Source organism: Marinobacter sp. UBA5687, from assembly GCF_002420325.1.
GTDB classification, from domain to species: domain Bacteria; phylum Pseudomonadota; class Gammaproteobacteria; order Pseudomonadales; family Oleiphilaceae; genus Marinobacter; species Marinobacter nauticus.
Genome location: NZ_DIHV01000028.1, coordinates 31,873 through 52,876, shown reverse-complemented (window position 1 = coordinate 52,876; position 21,004 = coordinate 31,873). Strand labels below are relative to the sequence as shown.

18 protein-coding genes are annotated in these 21,004 nt (G+C 56.3%); 3 read left to right on the top strand and 15 right to left on the bottom strand.

Features of this window, described 5'->3' with window-relative positions:
* The coding region (locus tag B3Y70_RS03120) for a proline dehydrogenase family protein (protein WP_288589176.1) at positions 1 to 1,493 on the bottom strand (1,493 nt) is incomplete at its 3' end.
* A 198-nt stretch (positions 1,494 to 1,691) separates the two neighbouring features.
* On the opposite strand from B3Y70_RS03120, the gene B3Y70_RS03115 reads away from it, so the two are divergent.
* Positions 1,692 to 2,144: a winged helix-turn-helix transcriptional regulator gene (locus B3Y70_RS03115; protein WP_011785524.1), complete on the top strand. Its 453-nt coding sequence runs from the start codon at positions 1,692 to 1,694 to the stop codon at positions 2,142 to 2,144.
* A 1-nt stretch (position 2,145) separates the two neighbouring features.
* Positions 2,146 to 3,282: a glycerate kinase gene (locus B3Y70_RS03110; protein WP_286894119.1), complete on the top strand. Its 1,137-nt coding sequence runs from the start codon at positions 2,146 to 2,148 to the stop codon at positions 3,280 to 3,282.
* Here B3Y70_RS03110 and B3Y70_RS03105 read toward each other — a convergent pair.
* Positions 3,271 to 3,912, bottom strand: coding sequence for a Crp/Fnr family transcriptional regulator (locus tag B3Y70_RS03105; protein WP_022990937.1), 642 nt, complete (start codon positions 3,910 to 3,912; stop codon positions 3,271 to 3,273). The two genes, B3Y70_RS03110 and B3Y70_RS03105, sit on opposite strands and share 12 nt — an antisense overlap.
* A 112-nt stretch (positions 3,913 to 4,024) precedes the next feature.
* Here B3Y70_RS03105 and B3Y70_RS03100 point away from each other — a divergent pair, with 112 nt between their 5' ends.
* Positions 4,025 to 4,213: a YgaP family membrane protein gene (locus B3Y70_RS03100; protein ID WP_011785527.1), complete on the top strand. Its 189-nt coding sequence runs from the start codon at positions 4,025 to 4,027 to the stop codon at positions 4,211 to 4,213.
* Between the two features lie 89 nt (positions 4,214 to 4,302).
* Here the strand turns inward: B3Y70_RS03100 and B3Y70_RS03095 are convergent, their stop codons facing one another.
* From B3Y70_RS03095 to B3Y70_RS03035, 13 genes are all read right to left on the bottom strand, one after another.
* The gene (locus B3Y70_RS03095; protein WP_011785528.1) at positions 4,303 to 4,668 is read right to left on the bottom strand and encodes a MerR family transcriptional regulator; all 366 of its coding nucleotides are present in this window, start codon (positions 4,666 to 4,668) and stop codon (positions 4,303 to 4,305) included.
* Entirely contained in the window at positions 4,649 to 4,951 is a 303-nt protein-coding gene (ihfA, locus tag B3Y70_RS03090) for an integration host factor subunit alpha (RefSeq protein WP_011785529.1), read from the bottom strand. The genes B3Y70_RS03095 and ihfA overlap by 20 nt, the downstream gene beginning before the upstream one ends.
* 3 nt (positions 4,952 to 4,954) lie before the next feature.
* Positions 4,955 to 7,327, bottom strand: a complete 2,373-nt coding sequence (gene pheT, locus B3Y70_RS03085) for a phenylalanine--tRNA ligase subunit beta (protein WP_286894125.1) — start codon at positions 7,325 to 7,327, stop codon at positions 4,955 to 4,957.
* Between the two features lie 62 nt (positions 7,328 to 7,389).
* Positions 7,390 to 8,388 (bottom strand): phenylalanine--tRNA ligase subunit alpha, encoded by a 999-nt coding sequence (gene pheS, locus B3Y70_RS03080; protein ID WP_011785531.1) that lies wholly within the window; start codon positions 8,386 to 8,388, stop codon positions 7,390 to 7,392.
* Positions 8,389 to 8,525: 137 nt separating this feature from the next.
* The gene (gene rplT / locus B3Y70_RS03075; RefSeq protein ID WP_011785532.1) at positions 8,526 to 8,879 is read right to left on the bottom strand and encodes a 50S ribosomal protein L20; all 354 of its coding nucleotides are present in this window, start codon (positions 8,877 to 8,879) and stop codon (positions 8,526 to 8,528) included.
* A gap of 50 nt (positions 8,880 to 8,929) precedes the next feature.
* Positions 8,930 to 9,121: a 50S ribosomal protein L35 gene (rpmI, locus tag B3Y70_RS03070; RefSeq protein ID WP_007151842.1), complete on the bottom strand. Its 192-nt coding sequence runs from the start codon at positions 9,119 to 9,121 to the stop codon at positions 8,930 to 8,932.
* A gap of 92 nt (positions 9,122 to 9,213) precedes the next feature.
* The gene (infC, locus tag B3Y70_RS03065) at positions 9,214 to 9,759 is read right to left on the bottom strand and encodes a translation initiation factor IF-3 (RefSeq protein WP_081432078.1); all 546 of its coding nucleotides are present in this window, start codon (positions 9,757 to 9,759) and stop codon (positions 9,214 to 9,216) included.
* Positions 9,756 to 11,681 carry a threonine--tRNA ligase gene (gene thrS / locus B3Y70_RS03060; protein ID WP_022990940.1) on the bottom strand — a complete coding sequence of 642 codons (1,926 nt, stop codon included), beginning with the start codon at positions 11,679 to 11,681 and terminating at the stop codon, positions 9,756 to 9,758. Before thrS ends, infC begins: the two co-directional genes overlap by 4 nt.
* 151 nt (positions 11,682 to 11,832) lie before the next feature.
* Entirely contained in the window at positions 11,833 to 14,433 is a 2,601-nt protein-coding gene (locus B3Y70_RS03055; protein WP_022990941.1) for a TRAP transporter permease, read from the bottom strand.
* A gap of 80 nt (positions 14,434 to 14,513) precedes the next feature.
* A complete protein-coding gene (locus tag B3Y70_RS03050) occupies positions 14,514 to 15,497 on the bottom strand; it encodes a TAXI family TRAP transporter solute-binding subunit (RefSeq protein WP_011785536.1) in 984 nt (327 codons plus the stop codon).
* 187 nt (positions 15,498 to 15,684) lie between these two features.
* The gene (locus B3Y70_RS03045) at positions 15,685 to 18,072 is read right to left on the bottom strand and encodes an efflux RND transporter permease subunit (RefSeq protein ID WP_022990942.1); all 2,388 of its coding nucleotides are present in this window, start codon (positions 18,070 to 18,072) and stop codon (positions 15,685 to 15,687) included.
* 46 nt (positions 18,073 to 18,118) lie between these two features.
* A complete protein-coding gene (locus B3Y70_RS03040; RefSeq protein ID WP_023010629.1) occupies positions 18,119 to 19,267 on the bottom strand; it encodes a WD40/YVTN/BNR-like repeat-containing protein in 1,149 nt (382 codons plus the stop codon).
* Positions 19,268 to 19,412: 145 nt separating this feature from the next.
* Positions 19,413 to 20,801 carry a DUF1329 domain-containing protein gene (locus tag B3Y70_RS03035; RefSeq protein WP_288589175.1) on the bottom strand — a complete coding sequence of 463 codons (1,389 nt, stop codon included), beginning with the start codon at positions 20,799 to 20,801 and terminating at the stop codon, positions 19,413 to 19,415.
* Between the last annotated feature and the right edge of the window lie 203 nt (positions 20,802 to 21,004).

The following is a 21,004-nucleotide window of genomic DNA, read 5'->3' as shown; positions in this document are numbered from 1 at the left end:
TCAATAGGGTCTTTGGCGATTTCTTCCGGGGTGATGCTGGTATCCACAATCTGGTTCACAAAGGAACTGTTGGCGCCGTTCTCCAGCAACCGGCGAACCAGGTAAGCCAGCAGGTCTTTGTGGGCACCTACCGGCGCGTAGATCCGGCAAGGCACACCGCTGTCCTCCAGAACCTGGTCGTGCAGGGATTCGCCCATACCATGCAGGCGCTGGAATTCGAATTTATCCCGACTCAGATCCTTGGCCAGTTCCAGCACCGCTGACACCGAATGTGCATTGTGGGTGGCGAACTGCGGGTAGATACGGTCGGTCATGGCCAGAAGCTTGCGAGCACCGGCCAGGTAAGCGACGTCGCTGCAGGCCTTGCGGGTGAAGACCGGAAAGTCTGACAGGCCCATCACCTGGGCACGCTTGATCTCGGCATCCCAGTAAGCACCTTTAACCAGCCGCACCATGATGCGGCGATCCAGTTTTTCAGAAAGCGCATAGAGCCAGTCGAGGGTCTGCGAGGCGCGCTTGCCGAACGCCTGAACAACAACACCAAAACCTTGCCAGTCTTTCAGTTCCGGGTCGGACAGGATGGCCTCAATCACATCCAGGGAGAGATCAAGACGATCCTGCTCTTCGGCATCAATATTGAAGCCCATGTTGGCCGCTGCCGCCTTTCTGGCGAGCTTGAGTGCCCGGGGCATGAGCTCATTCATCACCCGCTCTTTATGCCCGTACTCATAGCGTGCCAGCAGCGCCGACAGCTTCACCGAGATACCCGGATTCGTCCTCACATCGCCTTTGCAGCGCTTGCTGATGCTGTCAATGGCATCAGAGTACGCCTGGTAATAACGCTGAGCATCGGCATCGGTGCGCGCCGCTTCGCCCAGCATGTCATAGGAATAGGTATAGCCCCTCTCTTCCTGGGACTTGCCGCGGTCCTGTGCCTCTTCAATGGTACGACCCAGTACAAACTGGCGCCCCATTTCCTTCATGGCCTGGCCCGCCACGGTGCGCACAACCGGTTCGCCCAGGCGCTTTACCAGCTTGCGCAAGGTATCCCCCACACTCTGGCGCTCGGAATCCTTCAGCAGGTTGCTGGTCATCAGCAGGGCCAGGGTGGCCGAGTTGATCATTCCGGATTTGGCTTTGCCCACGTGGGCGCCCCAGTTGCCAGAGGTGATCTTGTCTTCGATCAGGTCCTGGATGGTGAGGTTGTCGGGTACCCGCAACAAAGCCTCCGCCAGGCACATAAGAGCCACCCCTTCTTTGGTGGTCAGCCCATATTCGGCGAGAAACTTTTCCATGATGGTCGGGCGTGCGCTGTTGCGAACATCACGCACCAGCTCTGCCGCCCTGGCCGAAATAGCCTTTCGGGTTTCATCCGACAACTGGGCCTCAGCAATCAGCCGGTGAATCACTTCATGTTCATCTGCCAGGTAGTTTGCACGGATCGCCTGGCGAATGTCGTTAAGTTCCGGTGCCACAGATTGCTGAAGACTCATGGTGTACCCTCCTGATTGTTTGAATACTGACCGCATTTTAGCGAAGCAGGTACATGCAATTAGCCTGTTCAGCATCAAAATAGATTATTATTTTCCTTTTTTAGTACCCTAAAAATTATCTATAAGCCTGCACTTTCGCTAATATTGGACGTTTCGGCCTTTTAAAAAATTCATCCACTATCTCAAAGGATAGCAGTCATGGCAGATCTCGACAGAATCGATCTTTCCATCATCCGGGAACTGCAGAAGAACGGCCGTATTACCGTGACAGACCTTGCTTCCCGGGTCGGTTTATCAAAGACTCCCTGTCAGGTACGAATGAAACGGCTGGAAGATCAGGGATACATTACCGGCTACAGCGCCATGGTGAATCAGACCAAGCTGGGGCTCTCTCATGTTGCGTTCGCCCAGGTCACTCTGAATGACACCAGCAGCAAAGCACTGGCGGCGTTCAATGAGGCCGTCCGGCAAATCTCCGCGGTGGAGCAGTGTCATATGATGGCGGCGAATTTCGACTATCTTCTGAAAATACGTACCCGCAACATGGCTGAATACCGCCAGGTTCTGGGAGAACAGATCTCCAGCCTGCCCCACGTACTCCAGACCAGCACTTTTGTCGTGATGGAAAACGTTAAAGACCGAGGACAGTAAGATGCGGATCGTTGTTGCCCCCGACTCTTTCAAGGAATGTCTCTCAGCGCAGCAAGTTGCCTCTGCCATCGCCCGTGGTTGGCGCAACGCTGCCCCGGAGGATGAGATTGTAGAAATCCCTCTCGCTGATGGGGGCGAAGGAACCACAGTGGCACTGACAGAGGCTCTGGGCGGGCAACTGCATACGGTGGCCGTCACGGGCCCGCTGGGTGAGCGTATCGAAGCCCGCTTTGGCCTGGCCAATAACAACGAAACCGCCGTCATCGAGGTAGCTGAAGCCAGTGGCTTGCATTGTGTACCCGCCGAGGCCCGTAATGCGCTCCGGGCAACCAGCCGTGGTACCGGAGAGATGATTCTGGCAGCCCTGAAACACCGGCCGAAAACATTGATCATGGGCCTGGGAGGAAGCGCCACAACGGATGGCGGCGCTGGTATGTTACAGGCTCTGGGGGCGCGCCTGCTGGATAACCAGGGCGAGGAAATCGGGACCGGCGGTGCGGGCCTGGCACGACTGGCCACGGCAGACCTTGAACCTGCGATTCGCAGACTCAACGGCATCCAGTTGATTGTGGCCTGTGATGTCACCAATCCGTTGCTGGGCCCGGAGGGAGCGGCAGCGGTTTTCGGGCCACAGAAAGGCGCCAATGAAGACGACGTTCGTCAGCTGGACGCCAGTCTTGCGCATTTTTCCCGTCTGGTTAAGGCGCAGGGCCTGGACATTGCCAGCTTTCCCGGCAGTGGCGCGGCCGGGGGTATCGGTGGCACGGTCAAGGGTATTCTGGGCGCCCGACTCCAACCGGGAATAGAGCTGGTGATGGAGGCCGTCAAACTGGAGCAGTATATCCGCAACGCGAATCTGGTGATCACCGCGGAAGGTGCCATCGATGCTCAAAGCGCCTTTGGAAAAACGCCGGCCGGCGTGTCCAGACTGGCACATGCCTACGGTGTACCAGTGATTGGCCTGTGTGGAAAATTAGGGGCTGAACTGGCTCCGCTCCATAGCGTTGGGTTAACAGCGGCTTTCTCGATCACCCCCGCGCCCATCACCCTGACGGAAGCCTATGGCCGGGCAGAAGCGAACCTCGAGAAGTCTTCAGAACAGCTGGCGCGCCTGGCGCACAGTTTATCACGCAGGTGAAGCGGTTTTCCGTAATCCGGTGAGTTCTACCCGGCCGCGGGCCAACCGAACCTGGCCCCGGCGTTCGAGTTCTTTCAGCAGTCGGCTGACCACTTCCCTGGCCGTTCCCAGCTCCACGGCCAGCTCCTGATGGGTAATATTCAGTACACTCTGACCATCAGCCGCACGTGCCTGAAGCCACTCCGCCAGACGCTCATCCATACGGTGAAACGCTACTTCTTCAACCAACAACATCAGATCGTCAAGTCGACGGCCATAGGACTCCATAATCCCCAGCCGGAACTCTGCCGACTGATCCATCAGCCGATCGAATAATCCGCGCGGGATAATGGCGGCTTCTGCCTCATCTTCAACGATGGCTTCAGCCCGGTAGCCACGCCCCGTCATCAGACAGCCAATGGACAACGTGCAGATATCGTCAGCGCCCATACGGTAGAGCACGATGCTGTGGCCAGATGCTCCGGTCATCTGCACCTTGATACTGCCATCCAGCACCAGGGGAAGCCCCCGGCAATGTTCTCCGGCACTGAACAGCACCTGCCCGGGAGGGAAACGCATGGCCTGGAGACCCTCCAGGGCATCTTTGCGCAGGGAGTCGTGTAGTGTGTCGAGAATACTGTGCCTGGCCATTCCGCATTGCCTTGTATCGAAAGTCGTCTACCTGTGTGACTTTATCACTGAACCCGGCCAATAACAGGCCTATAGTCAAACCATCATCCGACATCACACAGGAGAGACCAAGATGACGGTAAACATGGGTTCCGCTGATCGTATTATTCGTGCCATCGTGGGTGTTGTCCTGCTGGCCCTGGTCTTTGTTGGCCCTCAGACGCCCTGGGGCTGGATTGGCATTGTACCGCTGGCAACAGCACTGGTGGGAAACTGCCCTGCCTATTCCCTGCTCGGCATCAAGACCTGCAAAACAAAATAGGCCTCCAGGCACCAGAAACACAAAGGCCAGAGCAGCTCTCGCCACTCTGGCCCTTGTCGTTCTTCAATGCAGACAGGCTTACTTCTGTTTCAGCGCACCGGCGTGTTCAGCACATCCAGCACTTCCTCAAGTTCGGTGATCATCTGACGGATCAACTGCTTGTACTGTGAAGTATCATCCTTCACTTCGCTGCTGCTGAGCTTCTGTTTGGCACCACCAATGGTGTAGCCCTGATCGTACAGCAGGCTGCGGATCTGGCGGATGGTGATCACATCCGCGCGCTGATAGTAACGGCGATTGCCCCGGCGCTTGACCGGCGACAGCTGCGGGAATTCCTGCTCCCAATAGCGCAACACATGCGCCTTGACCGCACATAGCTCGGCCACTTCACCAATGGTGAAATAACGCTTCCCCGGAATAACCGGGAGCTCATTGTTATGACTGGGTTCCAGCATACGCTTCTACTTTCTGCTTCAGTTTCTGACCTGGTCGAAACGTAACTACGCGCCGTGCACTGATGGGAATTTCCTCACCCGTTTTCGGGTTCCGTCCCGGTCGCTGCTTCTTGTCCCTGAGATCGAAGTTGCCGAAACCCGACAACTTCACCTGCTCGTTGTGGCTGAGTGCGCCTCTGATTTCGTCGAAGAAAGCTTCCACCATTTCCTTGGCTTCCCGCTTGTTAAGCCCCAACTCCTCGTACAAGCGCTCCGCCATGTCCGCTTTCGTCAAAGCCGCCATCTGTCAACTCCTCAGTGTTGCCCCCAACTCTTCTTTAAGGGCATCGATAACCCCGTTGAAGAGCGAATGCACTTCGTCCTCGTTAAGCGTGCGTTCAGGATGCTGCCAGAACAGGCTCAGAGCCAGGCTTCGGTTACCCTCGCCCAGGCTTTCACCTTCATAGACATCAAACACACGCAACGCCGTGAGGTGCTCGCCAGCATGTTTACGGGCCACATGTTCTACCTGGGCGAACGCCACATCGCTCCCGATAATGATAGCCAAATCCCGGCGAACTTCCGGGAATTTTGAAATATCTTTGAAATTAGGCACATAACCGGCAACGATCGAATTCAAGAATAGCTCAAACATCAGGATCGTGCCATTAAGTTCAAGATTTTTCTGAACTTGTGGATGCAGTGCACCCAGCCAGCCCACATGCTCGCCATCCCTCAACAGTTCCGCCGTCTGGCCCGGATGTAGCGCAGGGTGATGGCTGGCAATAAAATCAACCTCGATGCCAAGCAGTCGGAACAGGCTTTCCAATTCCCCTTTTACATCAAAGAAATCCGTGGTTCTGCGACCGTTTACCCAGTTTTCAGGATTCTGGTTACCAACCACCACCCCCGCCAGCATCGGCTGCTGACTGATGCCATCGGCATCCTGAACGAATCGCAAACCGGTCTCAAACAGGCGAATACGGGGCTGCTGCCGGTTCTGGTTGTAGCCCACGGTTTTAAGCAGGCCGCTCCACAGCGTCGTGCGCATCACCGAAAGATCCGACGAGATGGGATTGGCCAACGCAATCCCCTCACGTTCCGGATCCACCAGCTGTTGAACCTTGGGATCAACAAAGCTGTAGGTCACCGCTTCCTGGTAGCCCTGGGCGACGAAAAAGTTACGCACAGCAGACAGCGGCCGAACCGCTTCTTCCCGGGCCCGCAGCCCAAGCGAGCCGGTTGGCTCGGTGACCGGCAGATTGTTATAACCAAAAATGCGACCGACCTCTTCGATCAGGTCTTCTTCGATGGAAATATCCGGCCGGAAGCTGGGCACACTGATACGCCAGCCGTCTTTCAACAGCTTGTCGATGTGCAGGCCAAGCCGGCTGAGAATCTCTTCAACGGTAGTGCGGTCAATTCTAAGCCCCAACACATCCGCCAGGCGCTGCTCACGCAGATCAATCACCTGCGCCTTTGGCAGGTGTTCCTTGCTGGCCACTTCGACAATTTCGCCGGGCTCACCCCCGACAATAGCCATCAGCAGACCGGTTGCCCGCTCCATGGCATCCCGTGCCAGCTCATAATCCACGCCCCGCTCAAAACGGTGGGAGGCATCTGTATGCAAGCCATATTGACGAGCCTTGCCGGCCAGCGTGATCGGGTCAAAATAGGCGGATTCAAGCACCAGATCCCGGGTTTTCTCACTCACCCCGGAATGCTCGCCCCCCATCACACCGGCAATGGCCACTGGCTTCTCGTGGTCGGCAATCACCAGCGTTTCCGGAGTAAGCTCGACCTCCTGACCGTCCAGCAATACCAGTTTTTCGCCCGAGCCAGCCATACGCACAACAATCCCACCTTTGATCTCATCCCGGTCAAAGGCATGCATGGGCTGGCCCAGTTCCAGCATGACGTAGTTGGTGACATCCACCGCCGCATCAATGGAACGGATACCGGAACGACGCAGCTTCTCCTGCATCCAGAGCGGCGTTTCTGCCTGCAGATTGACGTTTCGCAGAACACGCCCCAGATAACGGGGGCAACCCTCAGGGGCCTCCACCCGGATATCAGGCACTTCCGAGTGCACCGCTTCCACGTGCAGAATGGAAGGCGCATTGGTGACCAGGCTGTTCAACACGCCCACTTCCCGGGCCAGGCCCTTGATGGACAGACAGTCGCTGCGATTCGGGGTCAGATCCACATCAATGGTGATGTCATTCAGCTTCAGATAGTCAACCACCGGCTGCCCAACCGGGGCATCCTCCGGGAGCTCCATCAGGCCGTCATGGTTATCGGACAAGCCCAGCTCGGATTCCGAACACAGCATACCCTCGGAGGGCTGCCCCCGGAGCTTGGCTTTCTTGATCTTGAAATTGCCGGGCAGCACAGCGCCCACCTCGGCAAAAGGTACCTTCAGCCCGTCGCGAACATTGGGGGCACCACAGACCACCTGCACGGTCTGCTCGCCATTGCTCACCTGACACACCCGCAGCTTGTCGGCATCCGGATGGGGCGCAACGGAAACGACCTCGCCCACAACCACGCCGGAAAATTCGCCAGCCACGGCCTCAAAGCCGTCGACTTCCAGCCCCGCCATGGTGATCTGGTCCATCAACTCCTGAGAGCCAATGTTCGGGTTTACCCACTCGCGCAGCCACTGTTCACTGAATTTCATTATCCTGGTCCTGTCCTGATTCGGTTGATTCTGAGCCTGTTACGCCAATTCCTGGTGTCGTATCAACGGAACTGACGAAGGAAACGCAGGTCGTTTTCGAAGAACATACGCAGGTCTTTTACTCCATAACGAAGCATGGCCAGGCGCTCGACACCCAGACCAAAAGCAAACCCGCGATATTCCTCGGAATCAATACCGCAATATTCGAACACTTTCGGATGCACCATGCCGCAGCCCATCACTTCCAGCCACTTGATGCTGCCATCCGGCTCACGTCCCCATTCAATATCCACTTCCGCCGATGGTTCGGTGAACGGGAAGTAGGAGGGACGGAAGCGCACTTTCAGATCCCGCTCAAAGAAAACCCTGAGGAATTCCTCCACCGTGCTTTTCAGGTCCGCGAAGCTGACATTCTTCTCCACCAGCAGACCTTCCACCTGATGGAACATAGGGGTGTGAGTCATATCGGAATCACAGCGATAGACCCGTCCGGGGCAGATCATGCGGAACGGTGGCTTGCCTGCCTCCATGGTCCGAATCTGTACCGGCGAGGTGTGGGTACGGAGCAAGGTACCCGGATTGAAATAGAAAGTATCGTGCATGGCACGGGCCGGGTGGTGCCCGGGAATATTCAGAGCTTCGAAGTTATGGTAATCGTCTTCGATTTCAGGCCCTTGCTCTACGCTATAACCGGCACGGGCAAAGATTTCCTCAATGCGCTGCAGGGTGCGGGTTACCGGATGCAAACCACCCAGGTCCTGCCCCCGCCCCGGAAGTGTTACGTCAATTGATTCCGCCGCAAGCCTGGCTTCAATGGCCGCTTTCTCAAGATCTGCCCGCCGTGCGTTGATGGCTTGCTCCACCTGCCCCTTGGCTTCATTGATCTTCTGGCCGGCCGCCGGGCGCTCCTCCGCAGAGAGCTTGCCCAGAGTTTTTGCCTGCTGGGTAATCACACCCTTTTTGCCGAGGTATTCCACACGAATTTGATCAAGCGCCTGCAGGTTGTCGGCCTTTTCTACGGCATTCAACCCGTCCTGAACCAGTTGCTCCAGGTTTTCCATTGACCCTGCTCCAAACCAGAAATGGGGTAGGTTAAAACAAAAATAGGGGAAGAGCGTGCCCTTCCCCTATCAGAAGGCGCCGTCATGAAACATGGGGCGCCCGGATCGATCAGCAATCGATGAAAGAGCTTAAGCGATCACAGGGACGCTTTGGCCTTCTCAACAACAGCGGCAAACGCCTGCTGTTCGTTCATGGCCAGATCGGCCAGAACCTTACGATCGATTTCAACATTCGCTTTCTTCAGACCAGCGATCAGACGGCTGTAAGACAGACCGTTTGCACGGGCGCCAGCGTTGATACGGGCAATCCACAGAGCGCGGAATGCACGCTTACGGTTGCGACGGTCACGGTAGGCATATTGACCGGCCTTGATAACCGCTTGTTTGGCAACGCGGTAAACACGGCTACGGGCACCGTAGTAACCTTTGGCCTGATTGAGAATCTTCTTGTGACGACGACGTGCTACCACGCCACGCTTTACACGAGCCATACTTTAATCCTTCTACCTTTACTTTCTAAGGAATGATTCGCGCGGCTGAATCAGCACGCGGTCATGCGCTTGATAGATGCCACGTCCGACTTGGCGATGAGCTTGGTACCGCGCAGCTGACGCTTACGCTTCGGGCTCTTCTTGGTCAGGATGTGGCTGGTGAAGGACTGCTTGTGCTTGAAGCCAGTGGCGGTCTTCTTGAACCGCTTGGTAGCTCCGCTCTTGGTTTTCATCTTCGGCATTTTTAAAACTCCGCATTCTATTTTGGATAAACAATTGTGCCCCTGAACGACAAATCCCCCGCTAATGCGGGGGACCCGTCATGGGATCAGGTTCACTTCTTCTTACGGGGTGCGATAACCATGGTCATCTGCCGGCCTTCCATTTTCGGCCGCATCTCAACCTGGGCTATTTCTGCCACATCTTCCTCAATCCGCTGCATGAGCTTCATACCAATTTCCTGGTGAGCCATCTCACGCCCACGGAACCGGATTGTGATCTTGCCGCGGTCCCCGTTCTCAAGGAAACGTACCAGGTTGCGTAGTTTGACCTGATAATCCCCTTCTTCCGTTCCTGGTCGGAACTTCAGCTCTTTGACCTGCGTCTGCTTCTGCTTTTTCTTGGCAGCCGCCTTGGCCTTTTTCTCTTCAAAGATCTTCTTGCCGTAGTCCATTATCTTACAGACGATCGGATCGGAATCCGTAACCTGCACCAGATCCAGGGTCGCCTCTTCCGCCATACGCAGGGCGTCTTCGATCGGAACAATCCCGACCTGATTGCCTTCGGCATCAATCAGTCGGACTTCAGTTGCGTCAATGTTCTCATTGATAGGCGCCTTGGGTGCGCGCCCACCCCGATTCGCTCGCTGTTTAATAATCAGATCTCCGTTTTGGTTCTACCTTTGCGCTCGACGTCCGCTGCAAGCAGCTTTTCAAAATCGTCGACCGACATGGTTCCCAGGTCTTCGCCCTTACGTGTCCGGACGGCAACGGCGTTGTTCTCGATTTCTTTATCGCCAACAACAACCAGATAGGGAACCTTATTTAGAGTATGCTCGCGGATTTTAAAGCCGATCTTCTCGTTTCTCAAGTCAGCATTAACCCGATAGCCTAAAGAATCCAGTTTTTTGGCCAGATTCTGACAGTAATCACGCTGTTTATCGGTAATATTCAGGACAGCAACCTGTGTCGGTGCCAGCCAGGTCGGGAAAGCACCCTCGTACTCCTCGATCAGGATACCGATGAAGCGCTCAAAGGAACCCAGTACAGCCCGATGCAGCATAACCGGCGTTTTGCGCTCGGAATTGTCGGCCACATACTGCGCCCCCAGACGACCCGGCATCGAGAAGTCGACCTGGATGGTACCACACTGCCATACCCGACCGAGGCAATCTTTCAGAGAAAATTCGATCTTCGGGCCGTAGAAGGCACCTTCGCCCGGCAACAGCTCCCAGTCAACCCCTTCACGGTTCAGCGCCTGCTCGAGCGCTGCCTCGGCTTTGTCCCAGACTTCGTCCGACCCTACCCGCTTTTCAGGGCGGGTGGACAGCTTGTAAAGAATTTCACTGAAGCCGAAGTCTGCATATATCTCGTGCAACATGGCAATAAATGCAGACACTTCTTCCTGGATAGCATCTTCCTCACAGAAGATATGGGCATCATCCTGGGTAAAACCACGCACCCGCATCAGGCCATGCAAGGCGCCAGAAGCTTCATTCCGGTGACAGGAGCCAAACTCGGCCAGGCGCAGCGGCAGATCCTTGTAGCTCTTCAGCCCCTGATTAAACACCTGCACGTGACACGGACAGTTCATGGGCTTGATGGCGTAATCGTGCTTCTCGGACTCAGTGGTAAACATGTCATCCTTGAACTTGTCCCAGTGGCCGGACTTCTCCCACAGGGTCCGCGACACCACCTGAGGCGTCTTGATCTCCTTGTAGCCATGCTTGTGCTGCTGGGCACGCATGTACTGTTCCACCTCCTGATAGAGGGACCAGCCATCCGGATGCCAGAACACCATACCCGGGGCTTCTTCCTGCATGTGGAACAGGCCCAGCTTCTTGCCAATCTTGCGATGATCCCGTTTTTCGGCTTCTTCCAGGCGGTGCAGGTAGGCCTTGAGGTCTTTCTTGTTACCCCAGGCCGTACCGTAGATACGCTGCAACTGCTCATTGCTGGTATCGCCACGCCAATAGGCCCCGGCCACCTTGGTCAGCTTGAAGGCCTTGAGCTTACCGGTGCTGGGCACGTGAGGACCACGGCAAAGATCGATGAAGTCGCCCTGACGATAGAACGACAGGTCTTCCTCTCCCGGAATGTCTTCGATGATGCGAACCTTGTACTCCTCGCCCATCTCGTTAAACAGCTTGATCGCTTCGTCCCGGGACATAATGGAGCGGGATACCGGAAGATCCTGTTTCGCGAGTTCTTCCATACGCTTTTCAATGCGCGCCATGTCTTCATTGGTAAACGGGCGCTCATATTTGAAGTCGTAGTAGAAGCCGTTCTCGATTACCGGACCGATGGTGACCTGGGCGCCAGGGAACAGCTCCTGAACCGCCATGGCCATCAGGTGGGCAGTGGAGTGGCGAATAATATCCACGCCGTCTTCATCACGCTCCGTCACAATCGCCAGCTCTGTATCGTTTTCAATCAGGTGGCTGGTATCCACAAGCTTTCCGTTAACCTTTCCGGCCAGGGCCGCTTTGGCCAGGCCCGCGCCAATGTCTGCGGCAACGTCGTGTACGGTTACGGGTTCAGCAAAACTGCGATGACTGCCATCTGGCAGGGTAATGACGGGCATGTTTATCTCCTCGTGGTTTCTCAGCGGTGATCTATACCAAAGATCACTTGGTTGCCGGGCTGCGCGACACAAACCGCGAGCCGGATTTGAGGGCGAGTCTAACAGAAAAAAACCCGGCAGCAACGCCGGGTTTTTACGGAGCCGAAGCCAATCAGGCCGGCTGGGGTTGGGCCTCCTCCCGTGCCTTGCGCCTGAGCTGACCGAAAGCGACCAGACCCAACAGCAACAGTGCCGGGATAAACATCAACTCTTTCGGTGGCCGCTCCAGCTCAATCTGGACTGCATCAATGGTCCAGCCAAACTGGATACCGGCATCTTCCGCAGCACTGCCAAAGTTGACGAAATCCACCACCAGATCACCGCCCTGCTCTGACACTTCCAGGCCTGCACCCGCCAGGCGCTCCTGCGCGGTTTCACCTCCAGGGATCTCAAGCTCGACGTAGGTGGTGACATCACTGCCATCCAGCGCCATGCCTGATACCTTCAGCACCACCTCACCATCAGCAGGCACATCCGCCACGTATTCCATAACGGCGGTCCCCGGCCGCTCTTCGTTCGGCGGATAGATCATGTCCCACCAGAAACCGGGCCGGAACATGGTGAAGGTAATCAGCAACAACAACAGGGTTTCCCACTTCCGGCTCCGGGTGAACCAGAAGCCCTGGGTTGCCGCCGAGAACACCAGCATGGCCGTGACGGCGCTGAACACCGTAACCAGCAGATCAAACCAGCCAGTCAGACCAATCAACAACAGCTGCGTGTTGAAGATGAACATGAACGGCAGAATGGCGGTTCGAATATCGTAGGTAAAACCCTGGACACCCGTTCGGATCGGGTCTGCTCCTGAGATTGCGGCCGCCGCGTAGGCGGCCAGCCCCACGGGCGGCGTATCATCCGCCAGTATCCCGAAATAGAACACGAACAGGTGCACCGCAATCAGCGGAACAATCAGGCCATTCTGGGCCCCCAGGGTTACGATAACCGGAGCCATCAAGGTGGAAACCACAATGTAGTTGGCGGTTGTCGGCAACCCCATTCCCAGAATCAGACTGATCACAGCGGTGAAGATGAGCATCAGCAGCAGATTTCCGCCAGACAGGAATTCCACGAATTGGGTCATCACCAGGCCGATACCGGTCAGCGTCACCGTACCAACTACGATGCCGGCCGTCGCTGTCGCAACGCCGATACCCACCATGTTCCTGGCGCCGGTCGCCAGCGAATGGAACAAGTCACTGATGCCGCCAATGAATTCAGACATCAATCCGCCATGCTTGCGGAAAAATGCCTTCAGCGGCCGCTGGGTAATAACGATAAAGATCATGAACAAGGTTGCCCAGAAGGCAGACAGCTGGGGCGAAAAGCGTTCAACCGTCAGACACCAGACCAGCACCACCACCGGCAGCAGATAGTAGAGCCCGGTTTTAACCGTGGGCCCCACCTCCGGCAACTCGGTCATCTCTTTGTTGGGATCGTCTTCCTCCAGCTCCGGGAATCGGGTGGCGTATCCAACCAGTCCCGCATAGATCAGAACCAGAATTGGCCCGAGCACCCAGGGCGCAGCCTCACCCAGCACCCCTTTGGTCCAGCCAACCCCGTAATAAACCGCGAAGGTCAGTACGATCAGGCCAATCAGAATGACCACCCAGTTCAGCATGCGCTGGGCCAGGGTTGGACGATTCAGCCGCTCTACCCCTTCCATCTTAAGCTTGCAGGCTTCCAGATGAACGATGTAAATCAGGGCAACATAGGAAATCAGTGCCGGCAGAATGGCGTGCTTGATCACCTCGAGATAGGAAATCCCCACGTACTCGACCATCAGGAAGGCCGCGGCCCCCATGATTGGCGGGGTAAGCTGGCCGTTGGTGGACGCAGCCACTTCAACCGCACCGGCTTTGGTAGCCGGGAAACCGACCCGTTTCATCAGGGGAATGGTGAAGGTACCGGTGGTCACCACATTGGCGATAGAGGAGCCGGAAATCACCCCACTCAGGCCACTGGAAACCACCGCCGCCTTGGCCGGGCCTCCGCGCATATGCCCCAGCATGGCGTAAGCCACCTTGATAAAGTAGTTGCCGGCTCCCGCCCGCTCAAGCAAGGCACCGAACAACACAAACAGGAAAACAAAGCTGGTAGATACCCCAAGAGCAACCCCGAATACCCCCTCGGTTCCGAGCCATTGGTGGGAAGCCAGCTTGTTCAGGCTCACGCCTTTATGAGAAATCACATCCGGCATGTAAGGGCCGGCCAGTGAATAGGCAATAAAAACCGCCGCAACAACAGTCAGCGGGAGCCCAAGGGCCCTCCGGGTAGCTTCCAGCAGCAATACCAGGCCACCCAACGCCACCCAGAGATCCATGGTGGTTGGTGCCCCCGGCCTCTGCGAAAGAGCATCATAAAAAACATAAAGATAGGAAGCCGCAAATGCAGCAGCCAAAGCCAACACCCAGTCATATATGGGCACCTTGTTGGCATGCACCCCCTTGATCATCGGGAATGCCGAGAATGCTAGAAACACCGCAAACGCCAGATGGATTGAGCGCGCTTCGGTGGAATTGAATATTCCGAAATTCAGAATGAACGGCAGGGGTGATGCAATCCAGAGCTGGAACAACGACCAGCACACCGGAATGATGAACAGGATAACCGCTGCAGGCCCGGTCAGCGCCCGGCCTCCGGTTTCGGTCTGCAATACCTGTTCTACCTTGCTGGCATCCACACCCGCCCCGGTACCGGGGTCATTCTTTGCCATAGAATGTTCCTGTGATGGGAAATAACCTTACTGAATCAACAGAGCGGGCCTCAGCCCGCTCTGTTGATATTCCTGGCCGATCAGTCGATCAGGCCAGCCTCGCGATAGTACTTGGCCGCGCCCGGGTGCAGCGGCGCACTCAGGGCATCAGAGACCATTTCTTCTTTCTTCAGGTTGCCGAAGGCAGGGTGCAGACGCTTGAAGCTGTCGAAGTTCTCGAACACGGCCTTGACCACTTCGTACACGACATCTTCCGGAACGTCAGTTGAGGAAACGAACGTAGCAGCCACACCGAAGGTAGTTACATCTTCGTCGGAACCACGGTACATACCACCCGGAATCACTGCCTTACGGTAGTAGGGGTTTTCCTTGATCAACGCTTCCGTCGCCTTGTTGTCAACGGCAACAATTACACTGTCACAGGACGTGGTGGCTTCCTTGATGGCACCAGAGGGGTGGCCAACGGTGTAGAAGAAAGCGTCAATGTTGCCATCGCACAGCGCCTGGGACTGCTCGGCAGCCTTGATCTCAGCCGCCAGCGAGAACTTATCCATGGTCCAGCCCATTTCATCCATCAGCACTTCTGCTGTGGCGCGTTGGCCAGAACCCGGATTACCCACAGACACGCGCTTGCCTTCCAGGTCTTCAAAGGTCTTGATGCCGGAACCTTTGCTGGCAACCACGGTGAACGGCTCAGGGTGCAGAGAGAAGACCGCACGCAGCTTCTCGTTTTTGCCCGCATCTTCAAACTGGCTGGTGCCATTGTAGGCGTGGTATTGCCAGTCGGACTGGGCAACAGCCAGATCCAGCTCGCCCTGGCGAATGGCGTTCAGGTTGTAAACGGAGCCACCGGTACTCTCAACCGAGCAACGGATACCATGCTCCTTGCGATCCATATTCACCAGGCGACAGATAGCGCCACCCGCCGGATAATAAACGCCGGTAACACCACCGGTACCGATGGTCACGAAGCGCTGTTCCTGCGCGGAAACCGCAGAGGACGCGGCACCCAGGCTCACGGCGGCTGCAACGGCAAAAGCGGACGCTTTGAGTTTCAGTGTCATGTGTGCTCTTCCTTTTCTTGATAGTTATAGTCGATTACCCGCACGGGTATACGGGCAAACATCCGGTTCGTTCTAGAACATAGAACACTTCTGGCCATAAATAAAGGAAGGATTAGCACGCTAACCAGCTGACCTATCAACAAAAAAGCCCGCACAGGCGGGCTTTTTTGCTGGTTCAGGGCGATTTTCAGGACTTCGCAGCCCGTGCTTTCGCCAGCATCTTGTCCGGGCGAAGCAGGAATCTCGCCAGGGCCGGCAGCAGCCAAATTGCCCCTACCATGTTCCACAGGAACATGAAGAACAGCAGGAAGCCCATGTCCGCCTGGAACTTGATCGGAGAGAATATCCAGGTCACAACACCAAGACCCAGAGTCACACCGGTAAAGATAACCGCCTTACCGGTGGAGCGCAGGGTTTCATAGTACGCCTCCTGCAGCGTCTTACCCTCCAGCAGGAACTTTTCAAGTTTGCTGTAGATATAGATACCGTAGTCCACACCGATACCCACACCCAACGCAATCACCGGCAGCGTGGCCACCTTGATGCCGATACCGGACACCGCCATGATCGCCTCACACAGGATGGAGGTCAGGCCCAGCGGAATCACAATACAGGCCACAGCCCGGATGGAGCGGAAGGTCAGGAAGCAGAGCAAACTCACTACGCCATACACCAGCAGCAGCATCATGTCCTTGGCGTTCGAGATCACCTCGTTAGTCGCCGCTTCGATACCGGCGTTACCAGCTGCCAGCAGGAAGGTATGCTCTTCGTTGCTGTTGGCATCGGCGAACTGTTCGACCCGCTCGACTACCGTTTCCAGAGTTTCCGCCTTGTGATCTTCCAGGAACACCAGAACCGGCGTGAGGCTGCAGTTGGTATTAATCAAACCTGCCGGCGCGTCACGAATGGAGGCATTGATGATGGTCTGGTTGCGGGAAATCTCGTACCACTTCCAGTTACCCTCGTTCAGAGCCTTGGTAACCAGCTTGGAGACATCAGCCAGGGAGGCGGAGCTCTGCACACCCGGAGTGTTCTGCAGCTCCCACTGCAGACTGTCCATGGCCCGGAGTACGTTGTACTGGGTACATTGTTCTTCCGGGGTCTTCACCATCACCACAAGCACGTCTGCACTGGTGGAATAATTGTTGATGATGTAGGCGTTATCCTTGTTGTAGCGGGAATCCGGGCGCAATTCGGGCGCACCCTGGTCCAGGTCCCCCACTTTCAGGTCCTGCTTGTAGTACATGCCCAGCCCCAGGCCGATCACCGCGATCAGCAGGGAAATCGGCGCAACCCCCGGATGGGAGAAGTAGGACATGACCCGCCACTTGCGGTCCTGCTTTTCACCATGATTCTGAACATGCTGGACACCGCCTTTGGAGATGCCGATGTAAGACATGATCAGAACGTGCAGCACCAGGTTGGTGATAATGACGAACGCCACACCCAGACCGGCCGCCACAGCCAGATCACGAATAACGTCGATTTCAATAAACACCAACGTGAGGAAGCCGACAGCATCAGAAATCAGCGCCAGCATGCCCGGAATATAAAGAGCCCGGAACGCCAGACGTGCTGAGGTGACGGCATCGAAACCTTTGGCCGACTCAACCGCCATGGCATTAACGATCTGAACACCATGACTGATACCGATCGCGAACACCAGAAACGGCACCAGTACCGAGTATGGATCCAGGCCATAGCCCAGCAGCCGCAGGGCCCCCAACTGCCAGAACACGGCAATGATTGAGGTAAAGATCGGCACCAGGGTTCCGGCGATGCAGCGGGAATACCAGAACAGCAGCAGCGTGGTCAGCAGAATGGTAATGCCGGCAAACCAGGCAATGGAGCCGATGCCTTCAATCAGGTCCCCGACTTTCTTGGCGAAACCAACAATGTGGATATTGACGTTCGGATTCTGTGCTTCGTACTTCTCCCGGATCTTCTCTTCCAGCTCACGGGAGAATGCTGCGTAATCCAGAGCCTCGCCGGTTTCCGGATTTTTCTCATACAGTGGCGCATACACAATCGTGGATTTGAAGTTGTCTGAAATCAGACGGCCCACTTCGTTCGAACGCAATACGTTCTGGCGCAGCTGCTCCAGACTCTCCCGGGAGCCATCGTAGCCATCCGGAATCACAGTACCGCCCTGGAAGCCCTGCTCGGTAACCTCTACCCAGCGAACGTTCGATGTCCACAAGGTTTTCAGGCCGGAACGGTCCACCCCATTCAGATAGAACACCTCATCGGTGATCTGCTTGAGGGTTTCCATGTATTCGGCAGTAAAGATGTCGCCTTCTTCCACGGCAACCGCAATCCGGACAAAGTTACCCAGGTTGTCTAGGTCGTCCCGGTGATCCAGCATGTTGACGACGTACGGATGCTCCAGCGGAATCATCCGCTCAAAACTGGCATCCGGCTGGATCTTGATAGCGTTGTAGCCAAGAAACAGCGTCAGCACAAAAAAGGCGATCAGGATCAGCGCCCGGTTGTTGAAAAGTAAACGCTCAAGGAACGGTTCCGCCTTGGGCGTTGTCAGGTAATGTTCACCCCTGTCATGCATCGGGTCAGACATTAAAAAACCCCTCTATCCATTAATCCGTTGATGCCACACCAGGGCGTTAATTCAGGTTCCGGCCGCGAGCGTCGGTAATCTCAACACCGCCTTCGCCGACCAGCAATAGATTGGTTCCCGGCAATGGAACCACACCCATGACACCTTCCCGGTCATTGCGGAAGTAGGGGCGGAAGCTTTCACCATTGTTGGTGCTCATCAGCACTGCGCCGCCATTTCCCACCAGGGTAATGCGTCCATCCTCGGCCACCGCCGCGTTATTCAGGGTGGCGCCACCCTCATTGGGCACCATGGTCCAGCTGCGGCCAAGATCGGTCGACAGCAGAGTGTTGCCCCGCAAGCCGAACGCCAGCACCTCGTTCACCCGCCCGGTTCCGGTGACGCCAAACAGGGAGCCGTCGTAAGGGCTTTCCCGCTTCTCCCAGGATTCTCCGCCGTCAACAGATACGTGAATCTGACCAGCTTCACCGACCACCACCAGCGCGCCACCGGCTACCTCGGTAATGCTGTTGTAGTGGAAGTTGGTTGGGTTATCGAGTTTCGGCGCCCAGTCTTCCCAGGTCTGCCCACCATCCTGGGTTCGCAGAATCATGCCATAGGCACCCACCACAAAACCGTGGTTCTCGTCTTCGAACCAGACATCAAGGAACGGGTTAACCGGCCCGATTTCCATATCTGCCTGGGTGTTTTCGAGGGCGAAGAACAGATCGTCAAGCGCCCACTCCAGGTCAGCCTTCTCTTCTTCCGGAGCCTGTTCAATGCGCTCTTCCAGCTCAGCAATCTGGTCTTCCTTGCTGGCAATCACCAGCTCGGCGGCCTGAATACCATCGAGCTGCAGCTCCCAGGTCTCCCCGGAATCGCTGGAATGCAGCACAACACCGCTGTGGCCAACCACCCAGCCATGCTGCTCGGTGCCAAAATCAACGGCGGTCAAGGTGACCGCCACCGGCACCTCGGCCTGCGTCCACGACTGGCCCTGATCGTCGGAATAGATTACGTGCCCACGCTCACCCACTGACACGATTCGATCGCCTGCGCGGGTTGCATCGGTCAGTAGTGACTGGGGAGCCAGTTCTGTTGGCCTCGCCGGTGTCTCGATAATATCCGCGAGTGCAAATGCCGCTGGAGCTGCCAGTGCCATAGAGAGGCCAAGGCAGGCAGTTCCCAGTGTCTCGCACATGAACCTTTTAGCCATTCAGATTGCCTTTACGTTGGTTAAATCCTGATGCGCCTGCTGCACGACTGGCAGCAGCCTTCGCAAACAAACCGGCAGCCCCCTGGGCCGCCGGTCGACATCCTGCTTGTGGCCTCAGGCGCCGGATCAAACCGGCGCCGAAGCCTCAGCGTACGCTTCGCCTGCGCAAAGAAGCTGGCGAGAAGTACCGTGTGTTTGGTACATCATTGGTAAATACACGGGTATTCGGCTCTTCGGTATCCAGACCCAACACGTGATATCGACGGGCCTGGAGATCGTGATACACATCAAGCACCGTCCAAACCCCCGGCAACTCGTAGTAGTTCTTGGGAATACCCATGGTCACACGCCAGAGATTGCCGCGACCGTCATACTGGTCGAGCAATACGGTGTTCCAGCTGTCTTCATCCACATAGAAGCGACGCTTACCATAGATGTGACGCTCACCATCCTTGAGGGTCGCTTCGACCACGTGCACGCGGTGCAGCTCCCAGCGGGTCAGATCAGGATTGAGGTGGGACATACCCAGAATTTCAGAGTAAGGCGTACCCTTCTCACCGATCCGGTAATTGTTGTAGGGAATGTAGATTTCCCGAACACCTTCGTAATCCCAGTTATAGCGATCCATGGCACCGTTGAAGATATCGGTGTCATCAGCGGTACGCAGGTTATCAGAGGCCGCAATCGGTGAGTCGTAGCCCAGGTTCGGAGCACGGCGGACACGACGTTGACCAGCGTTATAGCCCCAGCCATTGCGCGGATTGATGATCTGGTTCAGGGTTTCGTGAATCAGAATGGCGCCACCGGCAAGACGGGGTGGCGACTGAGTGAACGAGAGATAGTAGAAGATCACGTTGTCCAGATCATCTTCACCACCCTCAGGGTTGTAGAAGTTGAAGAACGCTTCCTGCTGAGAGGTCACCAGGCTGTAGTCGCCGTTGGTCTGAACCGCCACCTCACTGGAGCGCCGGGTGACAGACACACCGCGCCAACGGGTCAGGTGGTTCCAGATTACCTGCCAGGCCTTTTCTTCGTCATTGCCGTGAAGAATCGGGAAAGGATAGCCACCAAAGGCACCCTCAATACCCTCTGCCTCACCCACAATCTCGGCATTCACCGCGTTCTTACGGGTGTTTTCAGCCACCCATTCGGGCACCGCGTGGGTGCGCCGGGACTGATACACGGGTATGCGGAAGGTAGTCGGGTAGGTTTCCAGCATCGCCCGGACGCCATCGGTCAGATACTCGCTGTACTGATCCATGTTGGAGGCTGTAATGGTAAACAGCACTTCGTCGTCGGGGAATGGATTGATATGGTGCTGCCCGCTGCCCTCGTAGCCAGCCGGCGGCTCCGTCAGGCCGCCATCCCACGCCGGAATGGTGCCGGCATCGTTACCGGCCTTGGGTGAACCGAACGGGGTGAGATCCTGGCCAAGGCGCGCTGCCTCGGATGAAGACACTGCCGCCTGAAGTGGCGAAGCAGCAAAGGACAGAGCCAGCAACCCGCCAAACAAAACGTTTTTGTTGTATCTCATTGTGCAACCTTAAATCCGTCTGGAAGCCTCTGTGGGCCTTTTTGTTATCGTCTGATGCAATCGCAGACTTTCTGACAGATTAGCCGATCCGGCAACATTGTCTATCGACCGAAAGTGCGATTTTGTATCCGGCTGTGACGACGGCTTTACAATCACAGCCAGACAAAGGGCCCCACGGCATCAGTCGCGGGGCCAGGCTCCGG

What these genes read in the sequence shown, in the direction of transcription:
- B3Y70_RS03115 (WP_011785524.1), top strand. Translation starts at nt 1,692, where the DNA reads ATGGCAGATCTCGACAGAATCGATCTTTCCATCATCCGGGAACTGCAG.
- B3Y70_RS03110 (WP_286894119.1), top strand. Translation starts at nt 2,146, where the DNA reads ATGCGGATCGTTGTTGCCCCCGACTCTTTCAAGGAATGTCTCTCAGCG.
- B3Y70_RS03105 (WP_022990937.1), bottom strand. Translation starts at nt 3,912, where the DNA reads ATGGCCAGGCACAGTATTCTCGACACACTACACGACTCCCTGCGCAAA.
- B3Y70_RS03100 (WP_011785527.1), top strand. Translation starts at nt 4,025, where the DNA reads ATGACGGTAAACATGGGTTCCGCTGATCGTATTATTCGTGCCATCGTG.
- B3Y70_RS03095 (WP_011785528.1), bottom strand. Translation starts at nt 4,668, where the DNA reads ATGCTGGAACCCAGTCATAACAATGAGCTCCCGGTTATTCCGGGGAAG.
- ihfA (WP_011785529.1), bottom strand. Translation starts at nt 4,951, where the DNA reads ATGGCGGCTTTGACGAAAGCGGACATGGCGGAGCGCTTGTACGAGGAG.
- pheT (WP_286894125.1), bottom strand. Translation starts at nt 7,327, where the DNA reads ATGAAATTCAGTGAACAGTGGCTGCGCGAGTGGGTAAACCCGAACATT.
- pheS (WP_011785531.1), bottom strand. Translation starts at nt 8,388, where the DNA reads ATGGAAAACCTGGAGCAACTGGTTCAGGACGGGTTGAATGCCGTAGAA.
- rplT (WP_011785532.1), bottom strand. Translation starts at nt 8,879, where the DNA reads ATGGCTCGTGTAAAGCGTGGCGTGGTAGCACGTCGTCGTCACAAGAAG.
- rpmI (WP_007151842.1), bottom strand. Translation starts at nt 9,121, where the DNA reads ATGCCGAAGATGAAAACCAAGAGCGGAGCTACCAAGCGGTTCAAGAAG.
- thrS (WP_022990940.1), bottom strand. Translation starts at nt 11,681, where the DNA reads ATGCCCGTCATTACCCTGCCAGATGGCAGTCATCGCAGTTTTGCTGAA.
- B3Y70_RS03055 (WP_022990941.1), bottom strand. Translation starts at nt 14,433, where the DNA reads ATGGCAAAGAATGACCCCGGTACCGGGGCGGGTGTGGATGCCAGCAAG.
- B3Y70_RS03050 (WP_011785536.1), bottom strand. Translation starts at nt 15,497, where the DNA reads ATGACACTGAAACTCAAAGCGTCCGCTTTTGCCGTTGCAGCCGCCGTG.
- B3Y70_RS03045 (WP_022990942.1), bottom strand. Translation starts at nt 18,072, where the DNA reads ATGTCTGACCCGATGCATGACAGGGGTGAACATTACCTGACAACGCCC.
- B3Y70_RS03040 (WP_023010629.1), bottom strand. Translation starts at nt 19,267, where the DNA reads ATGGCTAAAAGGTTCATGTGCGAGACACTGGGAACTGCCTGCCTTGGC.
- B3Y70_RS03035 (WP_288589175.1), bottom strand. Translation starts at nt 20,801, where the DNA reads ATGAGATACAACAAAAACGTTTTGTTTGGCGGGTTGCTGGCTCTGTCC.